This is a genomic window from Pseudomonas sp. TWRC1-2 (assembly GCF_049896685.1).
Classification (GTDB): domain Bacteria; phylum Pseudomonadota; class Gammaproteobacteria; order Pseudomonadales; family Pseudomonadaceae; genus Aquipseudomonas.
Genome location: NZ_JAFCUU010000012.1, coordinates 60,504 through 84,870, shown reverse-complemented (window position 1 = coordinate 84,870; position 24,367 = coordinate 60,504). Strand labels below are relative to the sequence as shown.

Annotated in this window: 2 protein-coding genes; both read left to right on the top strand. The window is 65.6% G+C overall.

All coding sequences use genetic code 11. The annotated features are described in order from the left end of the window. Nucleotides 1-80: 80 nt before the first annotated feature. Nucleotides 81-12,986, top strand: coding sequence for an amino acid adenylation domain-containing protein (locus ACP7B3_RS27140; RefSeq protein ID WP_426182236.1), 12,906 nt, complete (start codon nt 81-83; stop codon nt 12,984-12,986). Continuing rightward, the gene (locus tag ACP7B3_RS27135; protein WP_426182233.1) at nt 12,983-24,307 is read left to right on the top strand and encodes an amino acid adenylation domain-containing protein; all 11,325 of its coding nucleotides are present in this window, start codon (nt 12,983-12,985) and stop codon (nt 24,305-24,307) included. Before ACP7B3_RS27140 ends, ACP7B3_RS27135 begins: the two co-directional genes overlap by 4 nt. Nucleotides 24,308-24,367 lie beyond the last annotated feature (60 nt).

The following is a 24,367-nucleotide window of genomic DNA, read 5'->3' as shown; positions in this document are numbered from 1 at the left end:
AGCACACAGCACACCCGATCCTAACGGCAGCTGAAAACGGACTTTCTCCTTCACCGTGACTTATCAGGCAGGTTACCCCCATGCAGTTCAGCGAATTATTGGCAGCGATTTCCACCCACGCGATCCGTCTGCAACTGGAAGAAGGCGACCTGATCATCCTGGGCGACGACGAAGCGCTGGATGATGCGCTGTGGGATCAACTGATCGCGCACAAGCCGCGCTTGCTGGAGTGGGTGGCCGAGCAGGGCGGCGACTGGCTGAGCCCCGCCTACCGCATTACCCCGGACATGCTGCCGCTGGTCAGCCTCGACCAGCCGGCCATCGACCGTATCGTCGCGGCCATCCCCGGCGGCGCGGCGAATGTGCAGGACATCTACCCGCTGGCGCCGCTGCAGGAAGGCATGCTTTACCATCACCTTTCGGCGCAGCAGGGCGACCCTTACGTGCTGCACGCGCAGTTTGTGTTCGACAGCCGCGCACGCCTGGACGCCTTTGCGCAAGCGTTGCAATGGGTCATTGACCGTCACGATATCCTGCGCACCTCCATGGTGTGGGAGCGCCTCGACGAGCCGCTGCAAGTGGTATGGCGCAAGGCAAACCTGGTCTGCGAACAAGCGCACTTCAATGGCGGCGATGCCCTGGCCCAGTTGCTCGCGCGTTATGACGCACGCACCTACCGCATGGACCTTGGCCAGGCGCCGCTGCTGCGCCTGGTGTTTGCCGACGACCCGGCCAACAGTCGGGTGGTGGCGATGCTGCTGTTCCACCACACCATCCTCGACCACACTGCCCTTGATGTGGTGCGCCATGAAATCCAGTTGTACCTGGCCGGCCAGCAAGCCCAGGCGGGTGCGCCGGTCGCGTTTCGCGGCTACATCGCCCAGGTGCGCCACGGCGTCAGCGAGCAGGCGCACGAGGCGTTCTTCCGCGACATGCTGGCCGATATCGATGAGCCGACCTTGCCCTTCGGCTTGCAGGATGTGCAAGGCGACGGGCAGGGCATTGACGAAGCACGCATCGCCGTGGACAGCGCCCTCAGCCGGCGCCTGCGCAGCCTGGCGCGACCATTGGGCGTGAGCGTGGCGAGCATGATGCATCTGGCATTGGCGCGTGTATTGGGCGTGGTGTCCGGTCGTGACGCGGTGGTGTTCGGCACGGTAATGCTTGGCCGTATGGGCGCAGGCGAGGGCGGTGAACGGGCCCTGGGCATGTTCATCAATACCTTGCCGTTACGCGTGGATGTGGGCGAGCAGGGCGTGCGCGCCGGGGTCAAGGCCACCCATGCGCGTCTGACGGCGTTGCTCAACCACGAACATGCGTCCCTGGCCCTGGCTCAGCGTTGCAGTGGTGTGGCGGCGCCGACGCCGCTGTTCAGCGCCATGCTCAATTACCGTCACAGCGCCGCTACCGATATGGCCGCCGTCATCGACGTGGCCGAAGGCATCCAGGTGCTCGGCGCCGAGGAGCGCACCAACTACCCGCTGACCGTCAACGTGGATGACCTGGGCGAAGACTTTGCACTGACGGTGATGGTCGATGCCGCCATCGGCGCACAACGTGTCGCGGCTTACCTGCATACCGCGCTGCACAGCCTGGCCGATGCGTTGGAACAGCGACCGGATCAGCCGCTGAGCGGCCTGAACATCCTGCCTGACACCGAGCGCCACCACCTGCTGCACCGCCTCAATCAAAGCCCCGCGCACTACGCCGACACCGCCCTGATCCATCAGCAAGTCGAAACCCATGCCGCCGCCCGGCCCGAAGCCATCGCCGTGCGCTTCGACACGCAGCGCCTGACCTACCGCCAACTCAATGAACGCGCCAACCAGGTCGCGCACCGTCTGCTTGCGCAGGGTGTGCGCCCGGATGACCGCGTGGCGATCTGCGTTGAACGTGGCCCCGAGATGATCATCGGTCTGCTGGGCATCCTCAAGGCCGGCGCCGGTTATGTGCCGATTGACCCGGCTTACCCGCTGGAACGCATCGCCTACACCCTGGCTGACAGCGAACCGCTGGCCGTGCTGGTGCAAGCCAACACCCGCCACCTGGTGGGCGAGCTGGCGCAGATCGACCTCAACAGCCTGCGCGGCGAATCCATCGTCAACCCGCGCATCGCTCTCAGCCCGGCGAGCCTGGCCTACGTGATCTACACCTCAGGCTCCACCGGCCTGCCCAAAGGCGTGATGATCGAACATCGCCAGGTCGCACGGCTGTTCACCGCCACTGACCACTGGTTCGGTTTCAACCGCAATGATGTATGGGCGCTGTTCCATTCCTTCGCGTTTGACTTCTCGGTGTGGGAAATCTGGGGCGCGCTGATGCACGGCGGCCAATTGCTGATCGTGCCGCAACTGGTCAGCCGTTCGCCGGATGAGTGCTACGCGCTGATCTGCGACGCGGGCGTGAGCATTCTCAACCAGACGCCCAGCGCGTTCCGCCAGTTGATTGCGGCCCAAAGCGCCCAGTCGCACTCCTTGCGTCAGGTCATTTTCGGCGGCGAAGCCCTTGAGCCCGGCATGCTCAAGCCGTGGTACGCCCGCGCCATCAACGCCGGTACCCAACTGGTCAACATGTACGGCATCACCGAAACCACCGTGCACGTGACCTATCGCGCCCTGGAGGCCGCGGATGCGCAGCTGGTCGGCGTCAGCCCGATTGGCGTGCGCATTCCCGACCTGCAGCTGTACGTGCTGGATGAGCGTCGCGAGCCGTTGCCGTTTGGTGTGGTCGGCGAGCTGTACATCGGCGGCGCCGGGGTGGCGCGGGGTTACCTCAACCGTGACGCGCTCAATGCCGAGCGTTTCCTGGCCGACCCGGCCACCGGCCTGCGCATGTACAAGACCGGTGACCTCGGCCGCCTGCTGGCCGACGGCAGTGTCGAGTACCTGGGCCGCAACGACGACCAGGTGAAGATCCGTGGTTTCCGTATCGAGCTGGGCGAAATCCAGGCGCGTCTGGCCACCGCTGACGGCGTACGTGATGCGGTGGTAATCGCCCGTGAAGACGCACCGGGCGACAAACGCCTGGTGGCCTACGTGATCGCTGAGCGTGAACTGGGTGCTGCCCAGCTGCGTGATCACCTGCTGCTCAGCCTGGCCGAGTACATGGTGCCCAGCGCCTTCGTGCTGCTGGATCACTTCCCGCTGACCACCAACGGCAAACTTGACCGCAAGGCCTTGCCCGCACCGGACGCCGACGCGCTGGCGCGGCGTGACTATGCCGCCCCGCAAGGCGCGGTTGAAGTCGCCATCGCCAGTATCTGGCAGCAGTTGTTGAAGCTCGACAAGGTCGGCCGCGACGATAATTTCTTCGAGCTCGGCGGCCACTCGCTGCTGGCGGTCAAGCTGATCGAACGCATGCGCCAGGTGGACTTGAGCTGTGATGTGCGCGTGCTGTTCGGCCAACCCACGTTGGCCGCACTGGCCGCGGCAGTGGGCGGGCAGCGGGAGGTGCAGGTGCCGGCCAACCTGATCGTCGACCCCTGCGAGCGCATCACACCGGACATGCTGCCTCTGGTGGCCCTGGACCAGGCCGCTATCGACCACATCCTCGAAAGCGTGCCCGGCGGCATTGCCAACGTGCAGGACATCTACGGTCTGGCGCCGTTGCAGGCCGGCATTCTTTACCACCACCTGGCAACCACCGAGGGCGACCCCTACGTGTTGCAGGTGCAGTTGCGCTTTGCCGACCAGGCGGCGGTGGATGCGTTTATCCAGGCGCTGCACAGCGTAATTGAGCGCAATGACATCCTGCGCACCGGGATTGTCTGGGAAGGCCTGGATGAACCGGTGCAGGTGGTGCTGCGCCAGGCGCCCTTGGCGGTTGAGCGCATTGACGTGCACGGCCTTGATGCACTCGCGCACCTGCAGCAACGCTTCGATCCACGCCATTATCGCCTCGACCTGTCGCGTGCTTCACTGATGCACTTTGGCTACGCCGAACAGCAGGGCGGTTACGTCGGCATTCTGCTGTTGCACCACATCCTGCTCGACCACACCGCCTTGCAAGTGCTGGTCGAAGAAATGAGCGCCAGCCTCGCCGGCACCAGCGCGCAGCTGCCGGACGCGGTGCAGTACCGCAACTACGTGGCCCAGGCGCGCTTGGGCGTGACGCAGGCGCAACACGAAGCCTTCTTCAGCGACATGCTGGGCGATATCGACGAGCCGACGCTCGCGTTCGGTTTGCAGGATGTGAATGGCGACGGCAGCGGCATCGTCGACGCGCACGTGCCACTGGAGCCGGCGCTCAGTCACGGCCTGCGCGAACAGGCGCGGCAACTGGGCGTGAGCACCGCCAGCCTGGTGCACCTGGCCTGGGCCCAGGTGTTGGCCCAGGTCTCCGGCCAGCAGGACGTGGTGTTCGGTACCGTGTTGCTGGGCCGTATGCAGGGCGGCGAGGGCGCCGACCGTGCGTTGGGGATGTTCATCAATACCTTGCCGCTGCGCGTCAGCCTCGGCGCCGTCAGCGTGCAAGCCGGCGTGCGCGCCACCCACGCACGCCTGGCGCAGTTGCTTGGGCATGAGCATGCCTCGCTGTCGCTGGCACAGCGTTGCAGCGGCGTACCGGGTTCATTGCCGCTGTTCAGCACGCTGCTCAATTACCGCCACAGCGCGCCGGGTGAAGCCCCGGGAGACAGCCCGTTTGCCGCGTCCGGGATCGAGATTCTCAGTTCGCAAGAACGCAGCAACTATCCGCTGGTGTTGAACGTCGATGACCTGGGCAGCGGGTTTTCCCTGACCGTGCAGGGCGTGAACAGCCTGGATGTACGGCGCGTGGGCGCCTACATGCTCACCGCGTTGAGCCATCTGGTGACCGCGTTGCAACAAGCGCCGACCACGCCCTTGCAGGCCGTGTCGATCCTGCCGGCTGCCGAACGCCACCAACTGTTGGTGGCTTTCAACGCCACCGCGCGTGACTACCCGTCGCAGCTCACGGTGCACCAACTGTTCGAAGCTCAGGCGCTGGCCCGTCCCGACGCAGTGGCGGCGGTGCAGGGCGCGCTGTCGTTGAGTTATCGCGACCTCAATCGCCGTGCCAACCGCTTGGCCCACCACCTGATCAGCCAGGGCGTGCAGCCGGGCGAAAGCGTGGCGATCGCACTGCCGCGCTCGCTGGATTTACTCGTGTGCCAACTGGCGATCCTCAAGTGCGCAGCGGTGTATGTGCCGCTGGATGTCAATGCGCCGGTCGAGCGCCAGGCCTTCATGGTGCAGGACAGCGGCGCGCATCGTGTGCTCAATACCCTGGCCGACCTGAACCTGGACGCGCAGTCGCCGCGCAACCCCGACCTGGCCCAGTCGGCGCAAAGCGTGGCGTACATCATGTACACCTCCGGCTCCACAGGTGCGCCCAAAGGCGTGCAAGTGCCGCACCGCGCGATCTCGCGCCTGGTGCTGAACAACGGCTATGCCGATTTCAATGAGCGCGACCGCGTGGCGTTCGCCTCCAACCCGGCCTTCGATGCCAGCACCCTCGACGTGTGGGCGCCGTTGCTCAACGGCGGTTGTGTGGTGGTGGTCGAGCATGCGGTGCTGCTGTCCCAGGCGGCGTTTGCCTCGCTGTTGCAGGAGCAAGCCGTCAGCGTGTTGTGGATGACCGCCGGCCTGTTCCATCAATACGCCGACGCGTTGCTGCCGGTGTTCCGCCAACTGCGCTACCTGATCGTCGGCGGCGATGTGCTCGACCCGCAGGTGATCAGCCGTGTGCTCCAGCACGGCAAACCCCAGCATCTGCTCAATGGCTATGGCCCGACCGAGGCCACTACGTTCTCCACCACCTTTGAAATCACCGCGCCGGCTGCGGGCAGTGTCCCGATTGGCCGCCCCATCGCAAATGCCCAGGCCTACGTGCTCGACGCGCGCCAGCAACCGCTGCCGCTGGGCGTGGTTGGCGAGCTGTATATCGGCGGCGCCGGGGTGGCCAACGGCTATTTGAACCAGCCGCAATTGACGGCAGAAAAATTCATCCCCAACCCCTTCGGCGAAGGCCTGCTGTACCGCACCGGCGACCTGGCCAGCTGGCAGGCCGACGCTACCTTGCTGTATCAGGGGCGTAACGACCTGCAAGTCAAGATCCGCGGTTTTCGTATCGAGCCGGGTGAAATCGAAACCTGTCTGGCCGCGTTCCCCGGCGTAAAAGACGCGGTGGTGCTGGCCCGCGAAGACGAGCCGGGCGACAAGCGCCTGGTGGCGTATTACACCGCCCAGGCACCCTTGGACATCCAGGCACTGCGCGCTCATCTGCAAGGCCGGTTGCCGGACTACATGGTGCCGTCGGCCTACGTGTGGCTGGCACTGTTGCCACTGACCGCCAACGGCAAGCTCGACCGCAAGGGCTTGCCCGTACCGGATCAGAGCGCGCTGCTCAGTCGCGGTTACGAGGCGCCGGAGGGCGAGGTGGAAACCTTGCTGGCGCAGATCTGGCAGGACGTGCTCAAGCTCGAGCGTGTCGGCCGGCATGACCATTTCTTCGAGTTGGGCGGGCATTCCTTGCTGGCCGTGAGCCTGATTGAGCGCATGCGCCAGGTGGGCCTGAGCGCGGATGTGCGTGTGCTGTTCAGCCAGCCAAGCCTGGCGGCGCTGGCAGCGGCAGTCGGCAGCGGGCGTGAGGTCGAGGTGCCGGCCAATGGCATTCCAGCCGGCTGCACCCGGATAACGCCGTCGATGTTGACTCTGGTGCAACTCGACCAGGCAGCGATCGAGCGCATCGTCGCCACGGTGCCGGGTGGCGCGGCCAATGTGCAGGATATCTACCCGCTCGCGCCGCTGCAGGAAGGCATTCTTTATCACCATATCAGCGCCGAGCAGGGCGACCCGTACCTGCTGCAGTCGCGCATGGCGTTTGACCGCCTTGAGCGTTTGCACGCCTTCATGGGCGCGCTGCAACAGGTCGCGGCCCGTCACGACATCCTGCGCACCGGCGTGGTCTGGGAAGGTCTGGACAGCCCCGTGCAAGTGGTCTGGCGCGAGGCCCGGCTGGTGGTGCAAGAGGTTGTTCTGGACCCGGCTGACGGCGGCGTCATCGAGCAACTGCACGAACGTTTCGATGCCCGCCACTATCGCCTGGACATCACCCAGGCGCCGTTGCTGCGCATGGTCTATGCCCAGGACCCGGTGAATAATCGGGTCGCGGCGATCCTGTTGTTCCATCACCTGGCGCTCGACCATACCGCCATGGAAGTGGTCGGCCAGGAGATGCGTGCGTTCCTGTTCAACCAGGCCGAGGCACTGCCCGACGCTGCACCGTTTCGCAACTACGTGGCCCAGGCGCGCCTTGGTGTCAGCGTGGCGGAGCACGAGCACTTTTTCCGCGACATGCTCGCCGATGTTGATGAGCCGACCTTGCCCTTTGGCGTGCAGGACGTGCAGGGCGACGGCCGCGCGATCGAAGAGGCCGAACAGCCGCTGGACGCCGCGTTGGCAATGCGGGTGCGTGAACAGGCGCGGGTGCTGGGGGTCAGTGCGGCCAGCCTGATGCACCTGGCGTGGGCGCAAGTGCTGGGGCTGGTGTCCGGGCGTGATGAGGTGGTGTTCGGCACGGTGCTGATGGGGCGCATGCAGGCGGGTGAGGGCGCTGACCGCGCGTTGGGCATGTTCATCAACACCTTGCCGCTGCGCGTGGATGTGGCGTCCGGCGCTACTGTGGCCGTCAAGGCCACGCATACCCGCTTGAGCGCGCTGCTGGGGCACGAGCATGCGTCGCTGGCCCTCGCCCAGCGTTGCAGCGGCGTACCGACGGCCGTGCCGTTGTTCAGCGCCTTGCTCAATTACCGTCACAGCAGCCCCGGCGAAATGGCCCGCGATGGCCATGGCATCTGGGAGGGCGTGCAACTGCTGGGCGGTGAGGAGCGCAGCAATTACCCGCTGACCCTCAGCGTCGATGACTTCGGCACAGGCTTTGGCCTGAGCGTGCTGGCACTGCCGCAGATCGGCGCCCAGCGCCTGTGTGGCTACATGCACCGCGCCGTGGAGCAGTTGGTCGTGGCGTTGGAAAGCGCGGTGAGCACCCCGCTTAATCAATTGCCAGTGCTGCCGCCGGCAGAGTGCGAAACCCTGCTGCGCGAATTCAACGCAACAGCCGCGGACTTCCCGACCGGGCACACCGTGCACGGCGCCTTCGAAGCCCAGGTCGAACGTCAGCCCCACGCGATTGCCGTGCAGCAGGACGGCGAAGTCCTGACCTATCAGCAGCTCAATCAACGCGCCAACCAGGTGGCCCATCACCTGTTGACACTCGGCGTGCAGCCGGACGACCGCGTCGCGATCTGCTGTCGCCGTGGCCCGCACATGCTGGTCGGGCTGCTGGGCATTCTCAAAGCCGGCGCCGGCTACGTGCCTGTCGACCCGGCTTACCCCGCCGAACGTATCGCTTACCTGCTGCAGGACAGCACGCCGGTAGCGGTCTTGGCCGAGGCCAGCACACGTGACCTGCTGGGCACGCACGCCACTGTCGACCTGTTCGACGAGTGCTTGCGGCACCACGCCGTCAGCAACCCGCAGCTGGTCGGCCTGACGCCGGCGCACCTGGCTTACGTGATCTACACCTCCGGCTCCACCGGCCAGCCCAAAGGCGTGATGGTGGAACACCGCACCGTGGAAAACCTGGTGCACTGGCATTGCGAGGCCTTTGGCCTGGACGCGCGCAGCCACACCAGCAGCGTCGCCGGGTTTGGCTTCGACGCGATGGCCTGGGAGGTCTGGCCGGCACTCTGCGCAGGCGCCACCTTGCACGTGCCGCCCGCGAAGGTCGGCAATGAAAACATCGACGAATTGCTCGCCTGGTGGCTGGCGCAGCCACTGGACGTCAGCTTCCTGCCCACGCCAGTGGCCGAGTACGCCTTCAGCCAGAACCTGCACCACCCAACCTTGCGCATCCTGTTGATCGGCGGTGATCGCCTGCGTCAGTTCACCCAGGAGCGGCGCTTTGCGGTAATCAACAATTACGGGCCTACCGAGGCCACGGTGGTCGCCACCTCCGGCCGTGTGCGCGCCGGGCAGGCGCTGCACATCGGCCGGCCCATCGCCAATGCCAGCGTGTACGTGCTCGACGCACAGTTGCGCCCGGTGCCGGTGGGGGTCGCCGGTGAGCTGTATGTGGGCGGCCGCGGCGTGGCGCGGGGGTATTTGAACCGCCCGCAGATGAGCGCCGAACGCTTCCTGCAGGACCCGTTCAACCCTGGGCGGATGTACCGCACCGGTGACCTGGCGCGTTGGCTGCCCGACGGCAATATTGAGTACCTGGGCCGTAACGACGACCAGGTCAAAGTGCGCGGTGTGCGCGTCGAACTCGGTGAAATCGAAAGCCGCCTGGCCGCGCTGGACGGTATCGCTGAAGCCGTGGTGCTGGTGCGCGAGGGGCGTCTGGTGGCCTGGTTCACCGAACACTGGCCGCTGGCGATTGAAACCTTGCGTGCGCAACTGCAGCAACAGCTGCCCGACGCGCTGGTGCCAGCGGCCTACGTCAGGCTCGACACGCTGCCGCTGACCGCCAACGGCAAGCTGGACCGCAAGGCCTTGCCGCAACCTGATCAAGCCGCGTTGCTGAGCCGCGACTACGCAGCGCCGGAAGGCGCGGTGGAAACCACCCTGGCGCGGATCTGGGCCGAGGTGTTGCAGGTGGAGCAAGTCGGCCGGCATGACCACTTCTTCGAACTGGGCGGTCATTCGTTGTTGGCGGTCAGCCTGATTGAACGCATGCGCCAGGTCGGCCTCAGTGCTGACGTGCGTGTGCTGTTCAGCCAGCCCACCCTCGCGGCGTTGGCCACTGCCGTGGGCAGTGGCCGCGAAGTGCAGGTGCCGGCCAACCGCATCGCCGCCGACTGCCAGCGCATCACCCCGGACATGTTGCCGTTGGTGGAGCTCGACCCGTCAACTCTCGACGACGTCGTCAGCCGCGTACCCGGCGGCGCTGCCAATGTGCAGGATATTTACCCGCTGGCGCCTTTGCAGGAAGGCATTCTTTACCACCACATCACCGCCGAGCAGGGCGACCCGTACCTGCTGCAGTCGCACCTGGCGTTCGACAGCATTGAGCGCCTGAACGCCTTCTCCCAGGCGCTGCAACAGGTCATCGATCGCCATGACATCCTGCGCACCGGCGTGGTCTGGGAAGGCCTGGCGCAACCGCTGCAAGTGGTGTGGCGCAAGGCTGAACTGCCGCGTGAAGAGCTGCACCTGCAAGGCGATGTACTGGCTGGCCTGCATGAGCGTTTCGATGCGCGACGCTATCGCCTGACGCTCAGCCACGCGCCGTTGATCAGCCTCAAGTACGCCCGGGACCCGGCCAACCAGCGGGTAGTGGTGGTGTTGCTCTACCACCATATCGCCCTCGACCACACCGCATTCGACGTGGTGCTGCGCGAAATGCAGGGCCACTTGCTCGGCCACGCAGCGCCAACAGCGGCGCCGATGCCGTACCGCAACTACGTGGCCCAGGCGCGTCTGGGCGTAAGCGAGCAGGAACATGAAGCGTTCTTTCGCCAGATGCTCGGGGACGTCGATGAACCGACCTTGCCGTTCGGTTTGCAGGATGTGCGCGGCGACGGCAACGCGATCGAAGAACACCGCTTGCGCCTGGACAGTGACCTCAACCGCCGGCTGCGCGCCCAGGCGCGCTTGCTGGGCGTGAGCACGGCGAGCCTGTTCCACCTGGCGTGGGGCCAAGTGCTGGCGGCCACCTCGGGTCGCCACAGCGTGGTGTTCGGCACGGTGCTGGTGGGTCGCATGCAAGGCGGCGAGGGCGCCGACCGCGCGCTGGGGGTGTTCATCAATACCTTGCCGCTGCGCCTGGACATCGACGCGCAAGGTGCGCGCGCTGCGGTGCGAGCCACCCATGCACGGCTTACCGCGCTGCTGGGGCACGAACACGCGTCGCTGGCGCTGGCCCAGCGCTGCAGCGGCGTGGCGGCCCCGGCGCCGTTGTTCAGCTCGATGCTCAACTACCGCCATCGCGGCGCCGCCACGCGCTCGGCCGAGGCGCAGCAGGCCTGGGAAGGCATGCAGACGCTGGTCAACGACGGGCGCACCAACTACCCGCTGACCTTGAACGTGGATGACCTGGGCGATGGTTATGATGTCACTGCCCTGGCGCAAATCGACGCGCAACGCGTGTGCGGTTACATGCAGACCGCTTTGTCAGGGCTGGTTGAAGCCCTCGAGCAGGCGCCGCATCAGCCGCTCAATCGCCTGCCGATTATGGGCAGTGAGGAACGGCAAAAGCTGCTGGTGGAATTCAACGCCACCGACGTCAACTACGACCTCGACCAAACCCTGCACGGCCTGTTCGAAGCCCAGGTCGAGCGCACGCCGCAGGCCGTGGCGGTCAAGTCCGGCGATCAGTACCTGACCTACAGCGCGCTGAACGAACGCGCCAACCGCCTGGCCCATCACCTGCGTGAACTCGGCGTGCAGCCGGATTCGCGTGTAGGCATCTGCGTGGAGCGTGGCCTGGACATGGTCATCGGCCTGTTTGCGATCCTCAAGGCCGGCGGCGGTTATGTGCCGCTGGACCCGGCCTATCCTCGCGAGCGCCTGGCCTACATGCTGCAAGACAGCGCGCCGGTGGTGGTGCTTGCGCAAGGCGCCACCCGCGCGTTGCTGGGTGAGGTGCCGGTGGTCAACCTGGACCACGCCACCTGGCAGCACCAGTCCGCTGGCAACCCCCACGTGCCAGGCCTTACCGCCCGGCACCAGGCCTATGTGATCTACACGTCCGGCTCCACCGGCCAGCCCAAAGGCGTGATCAACGAGCACGCCGCGGTGGTCAACCGCCTGCTGTGGATGCAGGACGCGTACGGTCTCACGGCCAGTGATAGCGTGTTGCAGAAAACCCCGTTCAGCTTCGACGTGTCGGTGTGGGAGTTCTTCTGGCCGCTGTTTACCGGCGCACGCCTGGTCATGGCGCGCCCGGGTGGCCATAAAGAGCCTGAGTACCTGTGCGAAGTAATCGAGGCCGAACAGATCACCACACTGCACTTTGTGCCCTCGATGCTGGACGTGTTCCTGGCCCACGGTGATGTCAGCCAGGCGGCCGGGCTGGTGCGCGTAATGTGCAGCGGCGAAGCCTTGCCGGGCAGCCTGGTGCGGCGCTTCAAGCAGCAGCTGCCGGGCATCGGCCTGTACAACCTGTATGGCCCCACCGAAGCGGCCGTGGACGTGACCGCCTGGAACTGCGCGCGTCCCGAGGTGCCGGACAACACGCCGATCGGCAAACCGATTGCCAACACGCGCATGTACCTGCTGGATACGCAATTGCAGCCGGTGCCGTTGGGCGTGGTCGGCGAGCTGTTTATCGGCGGCGTGCAAGTGGCGCGTGGCTACTTGAATCGCCCGGAGCTGACTGCCGAACGCTTCCTCAAGGACCCCTTCACCCATGGGCGCCTGTACCGCACCGGCGACGTTGGCCGCTACTTGCCCGACGGCAATATCGAGTACCTGGGCCGCAACGATGACCAGGTGAAAATCCGCGGCCTGCGCATCGAGCTGGGGGAAATCCAGGCGCGACTGCTCGAACATGCGCAGGTCAACGAGGCTGCGGTGGTGGCCCGCGAGGACCGGTTGGTCGCTTACTACACCGGCGTACCTACCGACATCGAGCAGCTGCGCGCGCACCTGCTGCAGCACCTGCCGGACTTCATGGTGCCGGCGCTGTTCATGCACCTTGACGCGCTGCCGCTGAGCCCCAACGGCAAGCTCGACCGCAAGGCCTTGCCTGCGCCAGGCATGGACGCGCTGATCGTGCGCGAGTACGCGGCGCCGCAGGGTGATACCGAGATCCTCCTGGCCAGGCTGTGGGCCGAGCTGCTCAACGTCGAGCGGGTCGGGCGCCATGACAATTTCTTTGAACTGGGCGGGCACTCGCTGCTCGCCGTGAGCTTGATCGGACGCCTGCGCCAGGAAGGCCTGGAAGCCGATGTGCGGGCGCTGTTCGAACAGCCGACGCTGGCCGGCTACGCCGCCATAACCGAACGAATGGAGATCGTCCTGTGAGCATTTCTGAGCTGTTGGCGACGCTGAAAACCAAGGATGTGCAACTGGCGCTCAAGGGCGAGCAGTTGTCGGTGCAGGGCAATAAACAGGCGCTGAGCGACCCGGCGATTCTTGCCGCGTTGCGCGAGCACAAGCCGGCGTTGATCGAGTTGATCAAGGCCGGCGAGTATTCGCCGACCAAGGCCGGTGAAGTGACGGTGCCGGCCAATGGCATCCCGGCGGACGCCGAGCGCATTACGCCGGCCATGCTGACCCTGTCGAGCCTGAGCCAGGACGAGATCGACCGCATCGTCGCCACCGTCGAGGGCGGCGTGGTGAATATCCAAGATATCTACCCGCTGGCGCCGTTGCAGGAAGGCATTCTGTTCCATCACGTCAGCGCCGAGCAGGGCGACCCGTACGTGATGCAGTCGCAGTTTGCGTTCGACAGCTTGGCCCGCTTTGAAGCCTTCGCCCACGCCCTGCAAAGCGTGATGAACCGCCACGACATCCTGCGCACCGGCGTGGTCTGGGACGGGTTGCAGGAACCGTCGCAGGTGGTCTGGCGCCAGGCGCAATTGCCGGTGCAGGTGTTGGAACTGGACCCGGCTGACGGCGATATCGCCGCGCAGCTGCACGCGTTGTTCGATGCCCGCCACTATCGCCTCGACGTGACCCAGGCGCCGTTGCTGCGCCTGGTGCGTGCCGAAGATCCGGCCAATCAGCGCATCGTCGCCACCTTGCTGTTTCACCACATGGCCCTCGACCACAGCGCTCTGGAAGTGGTGTGCCATGAAATGCAGGCGTGCCTGCTGGGACAGGGCGCAGCGCTGGGCCAGGCGGTGCCGTTTCGCAACTATGTGGCGCAGGCGCGGCTGGGGATCAGCGAGCAGGAGCACGAAAGTTTCTTCCGCCAGATGCTCGGCGACATCAGCGAGCCGACCTTGCCATTTGGCCTGCAAGACGTGCAAGGCGATGCCCGCGGGATTGCCGAAGTCAGCCTGCCATTGGCGCCGGAGCTGGGCCAGCGCTTGCGTGCGCAGGCCCGGCAACTGGGCGTGAGCGCCGCCAGCCTGTTCCACATGGGCTGGGCGCAGGTGTTGGGTGTACTGGCCGGTAAAGAGCACGTGGTGTTTGGCACCGTATTGATGGGCCGCATGCAGGGCAGCCATGACACCGATCGGGCACTGGGCATTTTCATCAACACGCTGCCGTTTCGCGTGGACGTGGGCGCCGAAGACGTGCGCGCCGGGGTCAAAGCCACCCACGCGCGGCTGACCACCTTGCTGCGCCACGAACACGCCGCATTGGCCCTGGCCCAGCGCTGCAGCGGCGTGGTCGCGCCGACGCCGCTGTTCAGCGCGTTGCTCAACTACCGCCACAGTGCCCCGGCCGCCAGCGCCGCTGCCGTATCGGCCTGGCAAGGTATCGCGGCGCTTAGCGCCGAAGAACGCACCAACTACCCGCTGACCTTGAGCGTGGATGACCTCGGCGAAGGCTTTGCCCTGAGCTTGCTCGCCAGCACCCAGGTGGACCCGCAGCGCGTCTGCGCCTACCTGCAAACCGCGCTGGAAAACCTCGTGACTGCGCTGGAGCAGGCGCCACAGACTCCGCTCAATCAGGTCTCGGTCGTGCCCGCCGCCGAGCGACAACAACTGCTCGAGCAGTTCAACGCGACCCACGCCGACTTCCCTCAAGGCACCACGCTGCACGGGCGTATCGAAGCTCAGGCGGCCTGCACGCCCGAGGCCATCGCCGCCGTGCAGCAAGGCCGCCAATTGACCTACGCCGAACTGAACCAGCAAGCCAACCTGTTGGCCCATCACCTGCTGGCGCTGGGGGTCAAGCCCGACGACCGCGTGGCCATCGTCGCCCGCCGTGGCCTGGATACCCTGGCCGGGTTGCTGGCGATCCTCAAGGCCGGCGCCTGCTATGTACCGGTGGACCCGTCCCACCCGGCCGAGCGCCTCAACTATTTGCTCACCGACAGCGCGCCGGTGGCGGTGCTGACGCAACAGGCGCTGCTGGAGCGACTGCCCGTGCTGCAAGTGCCGGTGATCAACCTGGACCGCTTCACCTGGCAGCATCATTCGGCGAGCAACCCCACGGTCGATGTCACGCCCGCTAACCTCGCCTATGTGATTTACACCTCCGGTTCCACTGGCTTGCCCAAAGGCGTGATGGTCGAACACCACACCGTGGCCAACCTGGTGGACTGGCATTGCCGCGCCTTTGACCTGTGTGCCGGGCGCCACACCGCCAGTGTCGCCGGTTTCGGCTTTGATGCGATGGCCTGGGAAGTGTGGCCGGCGCTGTGTGTCGGCGCGACCCTGCACCTGCCGCCGGCCAATGACGGCACCGAAGACATCGACGCCTTGCTCGCGTGGTGGTGCGCGCAGCCGTTGGACGTGTGCTTTTTGCCCACGCCGGTGGCCGAGTACGCCTTCAGCCAACAGATCGAACACCCGACCTTGCGCACCTTGCTGATCGGCGGTGATCGCCTGCGCCAGTTCGCGCGGGCCCAGCGTTTTGAGTTGATCAATAACTACGGGCCCACCGAGGCCACGGTGGTCGCCACGTCCGGAAAAGTAGAGGCGGGCCAGCCACTGCATATCGGCAAGCCTGTTGCGAATGCCACGGTGTACTTGCTCGATGAGCAGCAACGGCCGGTGCCGCTGGGGGTTGCCGGTGAGCTGTATGTGGGCGGCAAAGGCGTGGCGCGTGGTTACTTGAACCGTCCGGAGCTGACGGCCGAGCGCTTCGTGCAAGACCCGTTCAACGCCGGGCGCATGTACCGCACCGGCGACCTGGCGCGCTGGCTGCCGGACGGCAATATCGAGTACCTGGGGCGGAACGACGACCAGGTGAAGATCCGTGGCGTGCGCATCGAGCTGGGCGAGATCGAAACCCAACTCAACCAATTGCCGGGCATTCAGGAAGCGGTGGTGCTGGTCCGTGAGGATCGGCTGGTGGCGTACTTCACCGAAAACCCGCCGTTCGCTCCGCTGGCCGTTGGCGATATCCGCGCCCACCTGGTGGCGCATCTGCCGGACTACATGGTCCCGGTTGCCTACGTGAAGCTTGAGGCATTGCCGCTCACCGCCAACGGCAAACTCGACCGCAAGGCCTTGCCCGCGCCGGACATGGCTGCGGTGTTTACCCGCGAATACGAGGCGCCCCAGGGCGAGATCGAAAGCGTGCTGGCGCAGATCTGGGCCGATGTACTGCACGTGGCGCGTGTCGGGCGTCGCGACCATTTCTTTGAATTGGGCGGGCACTCGCTGCTGGCAATGCGCATGGTGTCCCAGGTGCGGCAGCGTCTGGGTGTCGAGCTGATCCTCGGCGACCTGTTTGCCAATGCCGAGCTGGCGGCGGTCGCTGAAGTCCTGGCCCAATCGGGGCGCAGCACCTTGCCGGATATTCTCCCGGCCAGCCGCGATGAACCCGTGCCACTGTCCTTCGCCCAGCAGCGCCTGTGGTTCCTGGCACTGATGGAAGGCGCCAACACCGCCTATAACATCCCCATTGGCCTGCGCCTGCGTGGGCAATTGCATGTGGAGGCGCTGCAACGGGCGCTGGCGCGGATTGTGGCGCGCCACGAAACCCTGCGCAGCCGCTTTGCCCAGCACGGCGACGACGCCCAGGTGCTGATTGTGCCGGCCGAAGACGTGCTGCCGCTGCAAGTGCAGGACCTGCGCCGCCACCCGCAACCCCAGCAGGCGCTGGATGCGTTGATCCACGGCGAAGCCTCGGCGCCTTTCGACCTGGAGCGCGGCCCGCTGCTGCGCGGGCGGCTGGTGGTGATGGCCGACGATCACCATGTGCTGTTGCTGACCTTGCACCATATCGTCTCCGACGGTTGGTCGATGGGCGTGCTGACCCGCGAGCTGATGGCGCTGTATCAAGCCTTCAGCCACGGCCTGCCCGACCCGTTGCCGCCGCTGGCGATCCAGTACGGTGACTTCGCCGTGTGGCAACGGCTGTGGCTGAGCGGCGAGGTGCTGCAGCGCCAGAGCAGCTATTGGCAGCAGGCGCTGGCGGGCGCGCCGGCCTTGCTCACGTTGCCCACCGACCGCCCGCGCCCGGCGCAGCAGGATTACGCCGGCAGCAGCGTCGAAGTGCGCCTGGATGAACGCCTCACCGCCGGGCTCAAGGCCTTGAGCCAACGCCATGGCACCACGCTGTACATGACCTTGATGAGTGCCTGGGCCTCGTTGCTGGCGCGGCTGTCCGGGCAACACGACCTGGTGATCGGCTCGCCGGTGGCCAACCGCACGCGCAGCGAGGTAGAAGGGCTAATCGGCCTGTTCGTCAACACGCTGGCAGTGCGCATCGACACCTCCGGCGAGTTGAGCACCGAGGCGCTGCTGGCGCGGGTCAAGGCGCTGACGCTGGAAGCCCAGGCCCATCAGGACCTGCCGTTCGAACAGGTGGTGGAAATCACCCGGCCGCCGCGCAGCCTGGCCCACAGCCCGTTGTTCCAAACCCTGTTGACGTGGCAGGACAGCAGCGCACCGACCCTGGCATTGGGCGACCTGGCCCTGGAAGGCATCGTCGAAAACAGCCACTTTGCCAAATTCGACCTGTCGCTGAACCTTGGCGAAGTGCAGGGCAGCATTCTTGGCGCGCTGGAATATGCCGTGGCGCTGTTTGATGAGTCGACCGTGCAGCGTTATGTCGGTTACTTCACGCGCGTGTTGCAGGCGATGGTCGAGAACGACCAGGCGGTGCTTGAGCATGCATCGCTGGTCGATGACCGTGAGCGTCAGCAGCTGCTGTTTGAGTTCAACGCCACCGAGGTCAATTACAACCTCGACCAGACCCTGCACGGGATGTTCGAGGCGCAGGTCAAGCGCACCCCGGACGCGATTGCGGTCAAGGCCGGCGAACGGCAACTGACCTATGCCCAGTTGAATGGGCAGGCCAATCAGTTGGCCCATCACTTGCTGGCGCTGGGTGTGCAGCCGGATTCGCGGGTGGCTATTTGCGTAGAGCGCAGCCTGGACATGGTCGTGGGCCTGTACGCCATCCTCAAGGCGGGCGCCGCGTATGTGCCGCTGGACCCGGCCTACCCGCTGGAGCGTATTGCCTACATGCTGCAGGACAGTGCGCCGGCAGTGGTGTTGGCTCAAGGCTCTACGCGCGAGTTGCTGGGCGCGGTGCCGGTGGTCGATCTGGACCACCCTTGCTGGCAGCACCAGCCGCTGGATAACCCGACTGCAGTGGGCGTGACGGCGTATGTGATCTACACCTCCGGTTCCACCGGCCAGCCCAAGGGCGTGATCAACGAACACGCCGGGGTGGTCAACCGCCTGCTGTGGATGCAGGACGAATATGGCCTCGAGGCGCAGGACTCGGTGCTGCAGAAAACCCCGTTCAGCTTCGACGTTTCGGTGTGGGAGTTCTTCTGGCCGCTGTTGACGGGCGCGCGGTTGGTGATGGCGCGCCCTGGCGGGCATAAAGAGCCCGAGTACCTGTGCGATGTGATCGAGGCTGAGCGGATCACCACGCTGCACTTTGTGCCGTCGATGCTGGACGTATTCCTGGCCCATGGCGATGTGCGCCAGGCGGCCGGGCTGGTGCGTGTGATGTGCAGCGGCGAAGCCCTGCCGGGCAGTCTGGTGCGGCGCTTCAAGCAGCAGTTGCCGAACAGTGAATTGCACAACCTCTATGGCCCGACTGAAGCGGCGGTGGACGTCACGGCATGGAATTGCGCGGGCGCGGTGACGCCGGACAACACGCCAATCGGCAAGCCCATTGCCAACACGCGCATGTACCTGCTCGACAGCCAGTTGCAGCCGGTGCCGTTGGGGGTGGTCGGCGAGTTGTTTATCGGCGGCGTGCAAGTGGCGCGCGGTTATCTGAATCGGCCTGAGCTGACGGCCGAGCGTTTCCTGAATGATCCGTTCACCCGCGGGCGCATGTACCGCACCGGTGACGTTGGGCGCTACTTGCCGGACGGTAATATCGAATATTTGGGCCGCAATGATGACCAGGTGAAGATCCGCGGTTTACGCATCGAACTGGGCGAGATCCAGGCCCGCCTGACCGAGTATGCGTCGATCAATGAAGCGGCCGTTATCGCCCGCGAGCAACGCCTGGTGGCTTACTACACCGGCGCGCACTGCGAAATCGACGTGCTGCGCAGCCATCTGCTGCAGCACTTGCCGGAGTTTATGGTGCCGGCGATTTTCGTCCACCTCGACGCCTTGCCACTGAGCCCCAACGGCAAGCTCGACCGCAAGGCCCTGCCGGCGCCAGGCCTGGATTCGGTGGTGGTGCGCGAGTACGAGGCGCCCCAGGGTGATACCGAAATTGCCCTGGCCAGCCTGTGGGCCGAGCTGCTCAACGTGGAGCGTGTGGGCCGTCACGACAACTTCTTCGAGTTGGGCGGGCACTCGTTGCTGGCCGTGAGCCTGATGGGGCGCATGCGCCGCCTTGGGTTGTCGGCGGATGTGAAGGTGCTGTTTGCCCAGCCGACCCTGTCGGCGTTGGCGGCGGCGCTGGGCAGCGGGCGTGAAGTGGCGGTGCCGGCCAATGGCATCGCACCCGGTTGCACGCACATCACCCCGGACATGCTGCCCCTGATCCAGCTGGATCAGCCGGCTATCGAGCGCATTGTCGCCCGCATCCCCGGCGGGGCGGCCAATGTGCAGGACATCTACCCGCTGGCGCCGTTGCAGGCCGGCATTCTCTATCATCACCGCGCCGTACTCGAGGGCGATGCGTACCTGCTGCAGGCGCAGTTTGCGTTCGACAGCAGGGCGCGCCTGCAAGCCTTTGCCCAGGCGTTGCAGGCGGTGATCCAGCGGCATGATGTGCTGCGTTCCTCTTTCCATTGGGACGGCCTTCATGAGCCGGTGCAGGTGGTTTGGCGTGAAGCCTCGTTAAGCGTCGAAACAGGGCCGTTGCCGTCGCGTCTGGACCTGGCTCAAGCGCCGCTGATGCGCCTGGTTTACGTGCAGGAACCGCAACGCGTAGTGGCGACCTTGCTGTTTCATCACCTGGTGATGGACCACATTGCGCTGGACATCCTGCAGCACGAAATGCAGGCGTTTCTGCTGGGCTGCGACGCGGCGTTGGGCGCTGCAGTGCCGTACCGTAATTACGTGGCCCAGACCCGTTTGGCGGTTAACGATCACGAGGCGTTTTTCCGCGACATGCTTGGTGAGATCGACGAGCCCACCGAGGTCGAAAACCTGGGTGTCGATGAACAAGCGCAGCTGACCATCGACCCTCAGTTGAGCCAGCGCCTGCGCACCCAGGCCCGTCAAGCGGGCGTGAGCGCCGCCAGCCTGATGCACCTGGCCTGGGCCCATGTGCTGGGCAAGGTCAGCGGCCGCGAGCGCGTGGTGTTCGGTACCGTGATGCTCGGCCGTCTGCAGGGCGGCGAAGGCGCCGAGCGCGCCATGGGCGTGTTTATCAATACCTTGCCGTTGCGGGTCGATCTGGGTGAGCAGTCGGTGCGTACGGCGTTACGTGCGACTCATGCACGCCTGACCCAACTGCTCGGCCATGAGCACGCGCCGCTGGCGCTGGCCCAGCGTTGCAGCGCCGTGCCGGTGGCGACGCCGCTGTTCAGCGTGCTGTTCAACTACCGCCACAGCGCGGCGCAAACCGGCGGTGTGGCGCAGGCCTGGCAGGGCATCGAGTTGCTCAAGGCCGAGGAGCACACCAATTACGGGCTGTCGGTGAGTGTCGATGACCTCGGCGACGGGTTCAGCGTGCACGCCATGGGGCCGGGTGCCCGACGTTTGTGTGGCTACCTGCACCATGCACTTGAACACGTGGCGCATGCGCTGGAGCACAACCGTGAAATCGCCATCAGCCGCCTGCCCATACTGCCCAGCGCCGAAGTCCAACAGCTGGCGGGCTTCAACGCCACCGCGCGTGCATTCCCCCGCGAGCACACGGTGCAGCGCCTGTTCGAAGCCCAGGCGCAGGCGCGGCCTGACGCGGTGGCGGCGTTGCATGGCGAGCAGGCAGTGAGCTACGGCCAATTGAACACCCGCGCCAATCGCCTGGCCCATCACCTGTTGAGCCTGGGCGTGCGTCCCGGCGATAACGTGGCGATCCTGCTGCCGCGCTCGCTCGATCTGCTGGTCAGCCAACTGGCGGTTCTCAAATGCGCGGCGGCCTATGTGCCGCTGGATATCCACGCGCCCGCCGAGCGTCAGGGCTTTATGCTGCAGGACAGCGGCGCGAGCTGGCTGCTGACCCGCAGCGACGCGTCCATCGATTACGCCGCCCGGCGTCTGGACCTGGACACCCTGACCCTTGACCCGCAACCGAGCCACAACCCGGACCTGTCACAAGCCTCGGACAGTGTGGCGTACATCATGTACACCTCCGGTTCCACCGGTACGCCCAAGGGTGTATTGGTACCGCATCGCGGTATCACGCGGCTGGTGCTCAACAACGGCTACGCCGACTTCAATGCGGCCGACCGCGTTGCCTTCGCCTCCAACCCGGCGTTCGACGCCAGCACCATGGACGTGTGGGGCGCGTTGCTCAACGGCGGGCAGGTACAGGTGATCGACCACGCGACCTTGCTCGACCCGGCCGCGTTCGGCAGTGCGCTGCACGGCGCGACTGTGCTGTTCGTCACCACGGCGCTGTTCAACCAGTACGTGCAGCTGATTCCGCGCGCGCTGGCCGGCTTGCGCATGTTGCTCTGCGGCGGCGAGCGCGCCGACCCGGCGGCGTTCCGCAGCCTGTTGGCGCAGGCGCCAGGGCTGCGTTTGGTGCATTGCTACGGGCCGACGGAAACCACCACCTATGCCACCACCTATGAAGTGCAGGCGATTGACGATGACGCCGACAGCGTGCCCGTCGGCCGGCCGATTTCCAACACGCACATTCACGTGCTGGATGCCTGGTTGCAGCCGGTGCCGGTGGGGGTGACCGGTGAGATCTGCATCGGCGGCGACGGCGTGGCCAGGGGATATTTGAACCGCCCTGAGCTGACCGCTGAAAAGTTTGTCGACGATCCCTTCAACGCCGGTGCCCTGATGTACCGCACCGGTGACCTAGGTCGCTGGACCCAGGAGGGTTTGCTGGAGTGCATCGGACGCAATGACGACCAGGTGAAAATCCGTGGTTTTCGCATTGAGCTGGGCGAGATCGAAGCGCGCCTGGCGAGCTTTGCGGGTATTCAGGACGTGGTGGTGCTGGCGCGTGAGGACGTGCCGGGTGACAAGCGCCTGGCGGCTTACTTCACCTGGGCTGCCGAACCTGTCGACCTCGACAGCGTGCGGGCGCACCTGCAAGGCCAGCTGCCGGACTACATGCTGCCATCGGCCTATGTACCGCTGGCGCATTTGCCGCTGACGGCCAATGGCAAGATCGACCGCAAAGCCTTGCCGGTTCCGGCGCTGGACGCGTTGAATCGCCGTGATTTCGAAGCGCCTGGCGATGCACTGGAACAGCAACTGGCCAACCTGTGGGCCGAAGTCTTGAAGCTGGAGCAGGTTGGGCGCCATGACAGCTTCTTCGAGCTGGGCGGGCATTCGTTGCTGGCAATCCGGCTTGTCAACCTGATGGAAGAGGCTGGGTTGCAGGTGTCCCTGGCCGAGCTGTTCCAGCATGCCAGCGTGGCTGGCGTTGCGGCGATGCTGCAGCAGCGCACGCGGGCGCCGGCGCGCGAGACGTCGGTGATTACCGTGCGCAGCAGCGGTTCGCAGCCGCCGCTGTTTCTGCTGCATGAGTTCAGTGGCATGGACGTGTACTTCCCGGCGCTGGGCCAGCACCTGCCTGGCGACTATCCCATTTATGGCCTGCCGGGCGCGGCGCTTGGCGAAGTGCATCTGAACACCATGGAAGGCCTGGCCGTGCGCCTGGTCGGGTTGATTCGGCGCATCCAGCCTCACGGGCCATACCGGCTCGCGGGCTGGTCGTTTGGCGGCGTGCTGGCCTACGAAGTGGCGATGCAATTACTCGGGCTGGATGAGGCGGTGGCCTTTCTCGGTTTGATCGACAGCTACGTGCCGCGCATGACCGATCAGGGCAAGGCGCGCTGGAGCGGGCCGGATGCGCTCAAACGGCATTTGCTGTTGCAGTGCACGGCATATTGGAAAGCACAGGGAGGTGTGGATGAGCTGGCGAGCCTTGAATACTTGGAGGAGGGCATTGGACAGCTGGACTTTGCGGGTCTGCTGCAACGCTGTCGCGATCAAGGTTTGCTATACGCGCAAATGGCAGCGGCTGCGGACGCGGACCTCTTGAGTTTTATCGAGCGGGAGGTCGGGCATGGGCATGCGCTGGCGCATTACAGCCTGTTCCCGTTGCCGGTCGCGGTGCATTTGTTCAGCGCGCAAGAGCGGCCCACCGAGTTGTCGCGGCGCAGTGTTTCGTTGGGTTGGGAGGACGCGTTGGCGCCCGGGCAGTTGCGCCGGGTGCAGGTGCCGGGTGATCACCAGAGCATGATGCAGGCGCCGCATATTCAAGCGCTGGGTCGGGCGATGAGCGAGGCGTTGGCCGTGTGTTCGCCGGTGGCGCAAGTGGCGCACCAACCGCTGCTGCGCATTCAGAGCGGGCGGGCAGGGTATGCGCCGGTGTTCTGCGTACCGGGCGCGGGCGATAGCGTCACCGGCTATGTGGGGTTGAGCGAGGCGCTGGGGCGTGACTGGCCGCTGTTCGGCTTGCAGCCGCGCGGGCTGGATGGCCAGGCGGTGCCGCATAGCCAGGTCGAAGCGGCGGCGCAGTGTTATCTGGCGGCGCTTGCACAGGAGTGTCCGCAAGGGCCGGTGCACCTGGTGGGGCACTCGTTTGGCGGCTGGGTCGCGCTGGAGATGGCGCTGCGGTTGCAGGCGATGGGCCGTGAGGTGGCGTCGTTGACGGTGATTGACAGCGAAGCGCCGGGCGGCACCGGGCGGCCTTACACCACCACGGCGGCGTTGTTGCGGTTGATCGAGGCGATGCAATTGGCCGCCGGCAAGTTGCTGGGTATCGACCGTGTGGACTTTGCCGAGCGTGATGAAGTGGCGCAGCGCCAATGGCTGCATGCGGGCATGGTGGGCGTGGGTCTGTTGCCGGTGCGCTCTGCGGTGGATGCCATGGACGGGCCGGCGCGTACCTATGCAGCGGCGTTGCGCACGGTGTATCAGCCGCATCAGCGTTACAACGGCGTGGTGAGGTTGGTGTTGGCCGAGGACCCTTCGCTGGATGCGGCGGGCAATCAGCGCGAACAGAGCCTGATGATTGAGGGATGGCGACGGCAGGGCAGCGGGTTGGAAGTTTGGTATGGGCCGGGGAACCACTTTACGTTGCTCAAGGCGCCGAATGTTCAAGGGTTGGCACGGTGGTGGCGTGAGGGTGTGGCGATTGGGGAGGTGGTGTCGTGAGTGGCATACACCGAACTGAAGGTGGGAGCTGGCTTGCCTGCGATAGCGGTGCGGCAGTGT

Coding starts and splice junctions, on each gene's coding strand:
- ACP7B3_RS27140 (WP_426182236.1), top strand. CDS start 81: ATGCAGTTCAGCGAATTATTGGCAGCGATTTCCACCCACGCGATCCGT.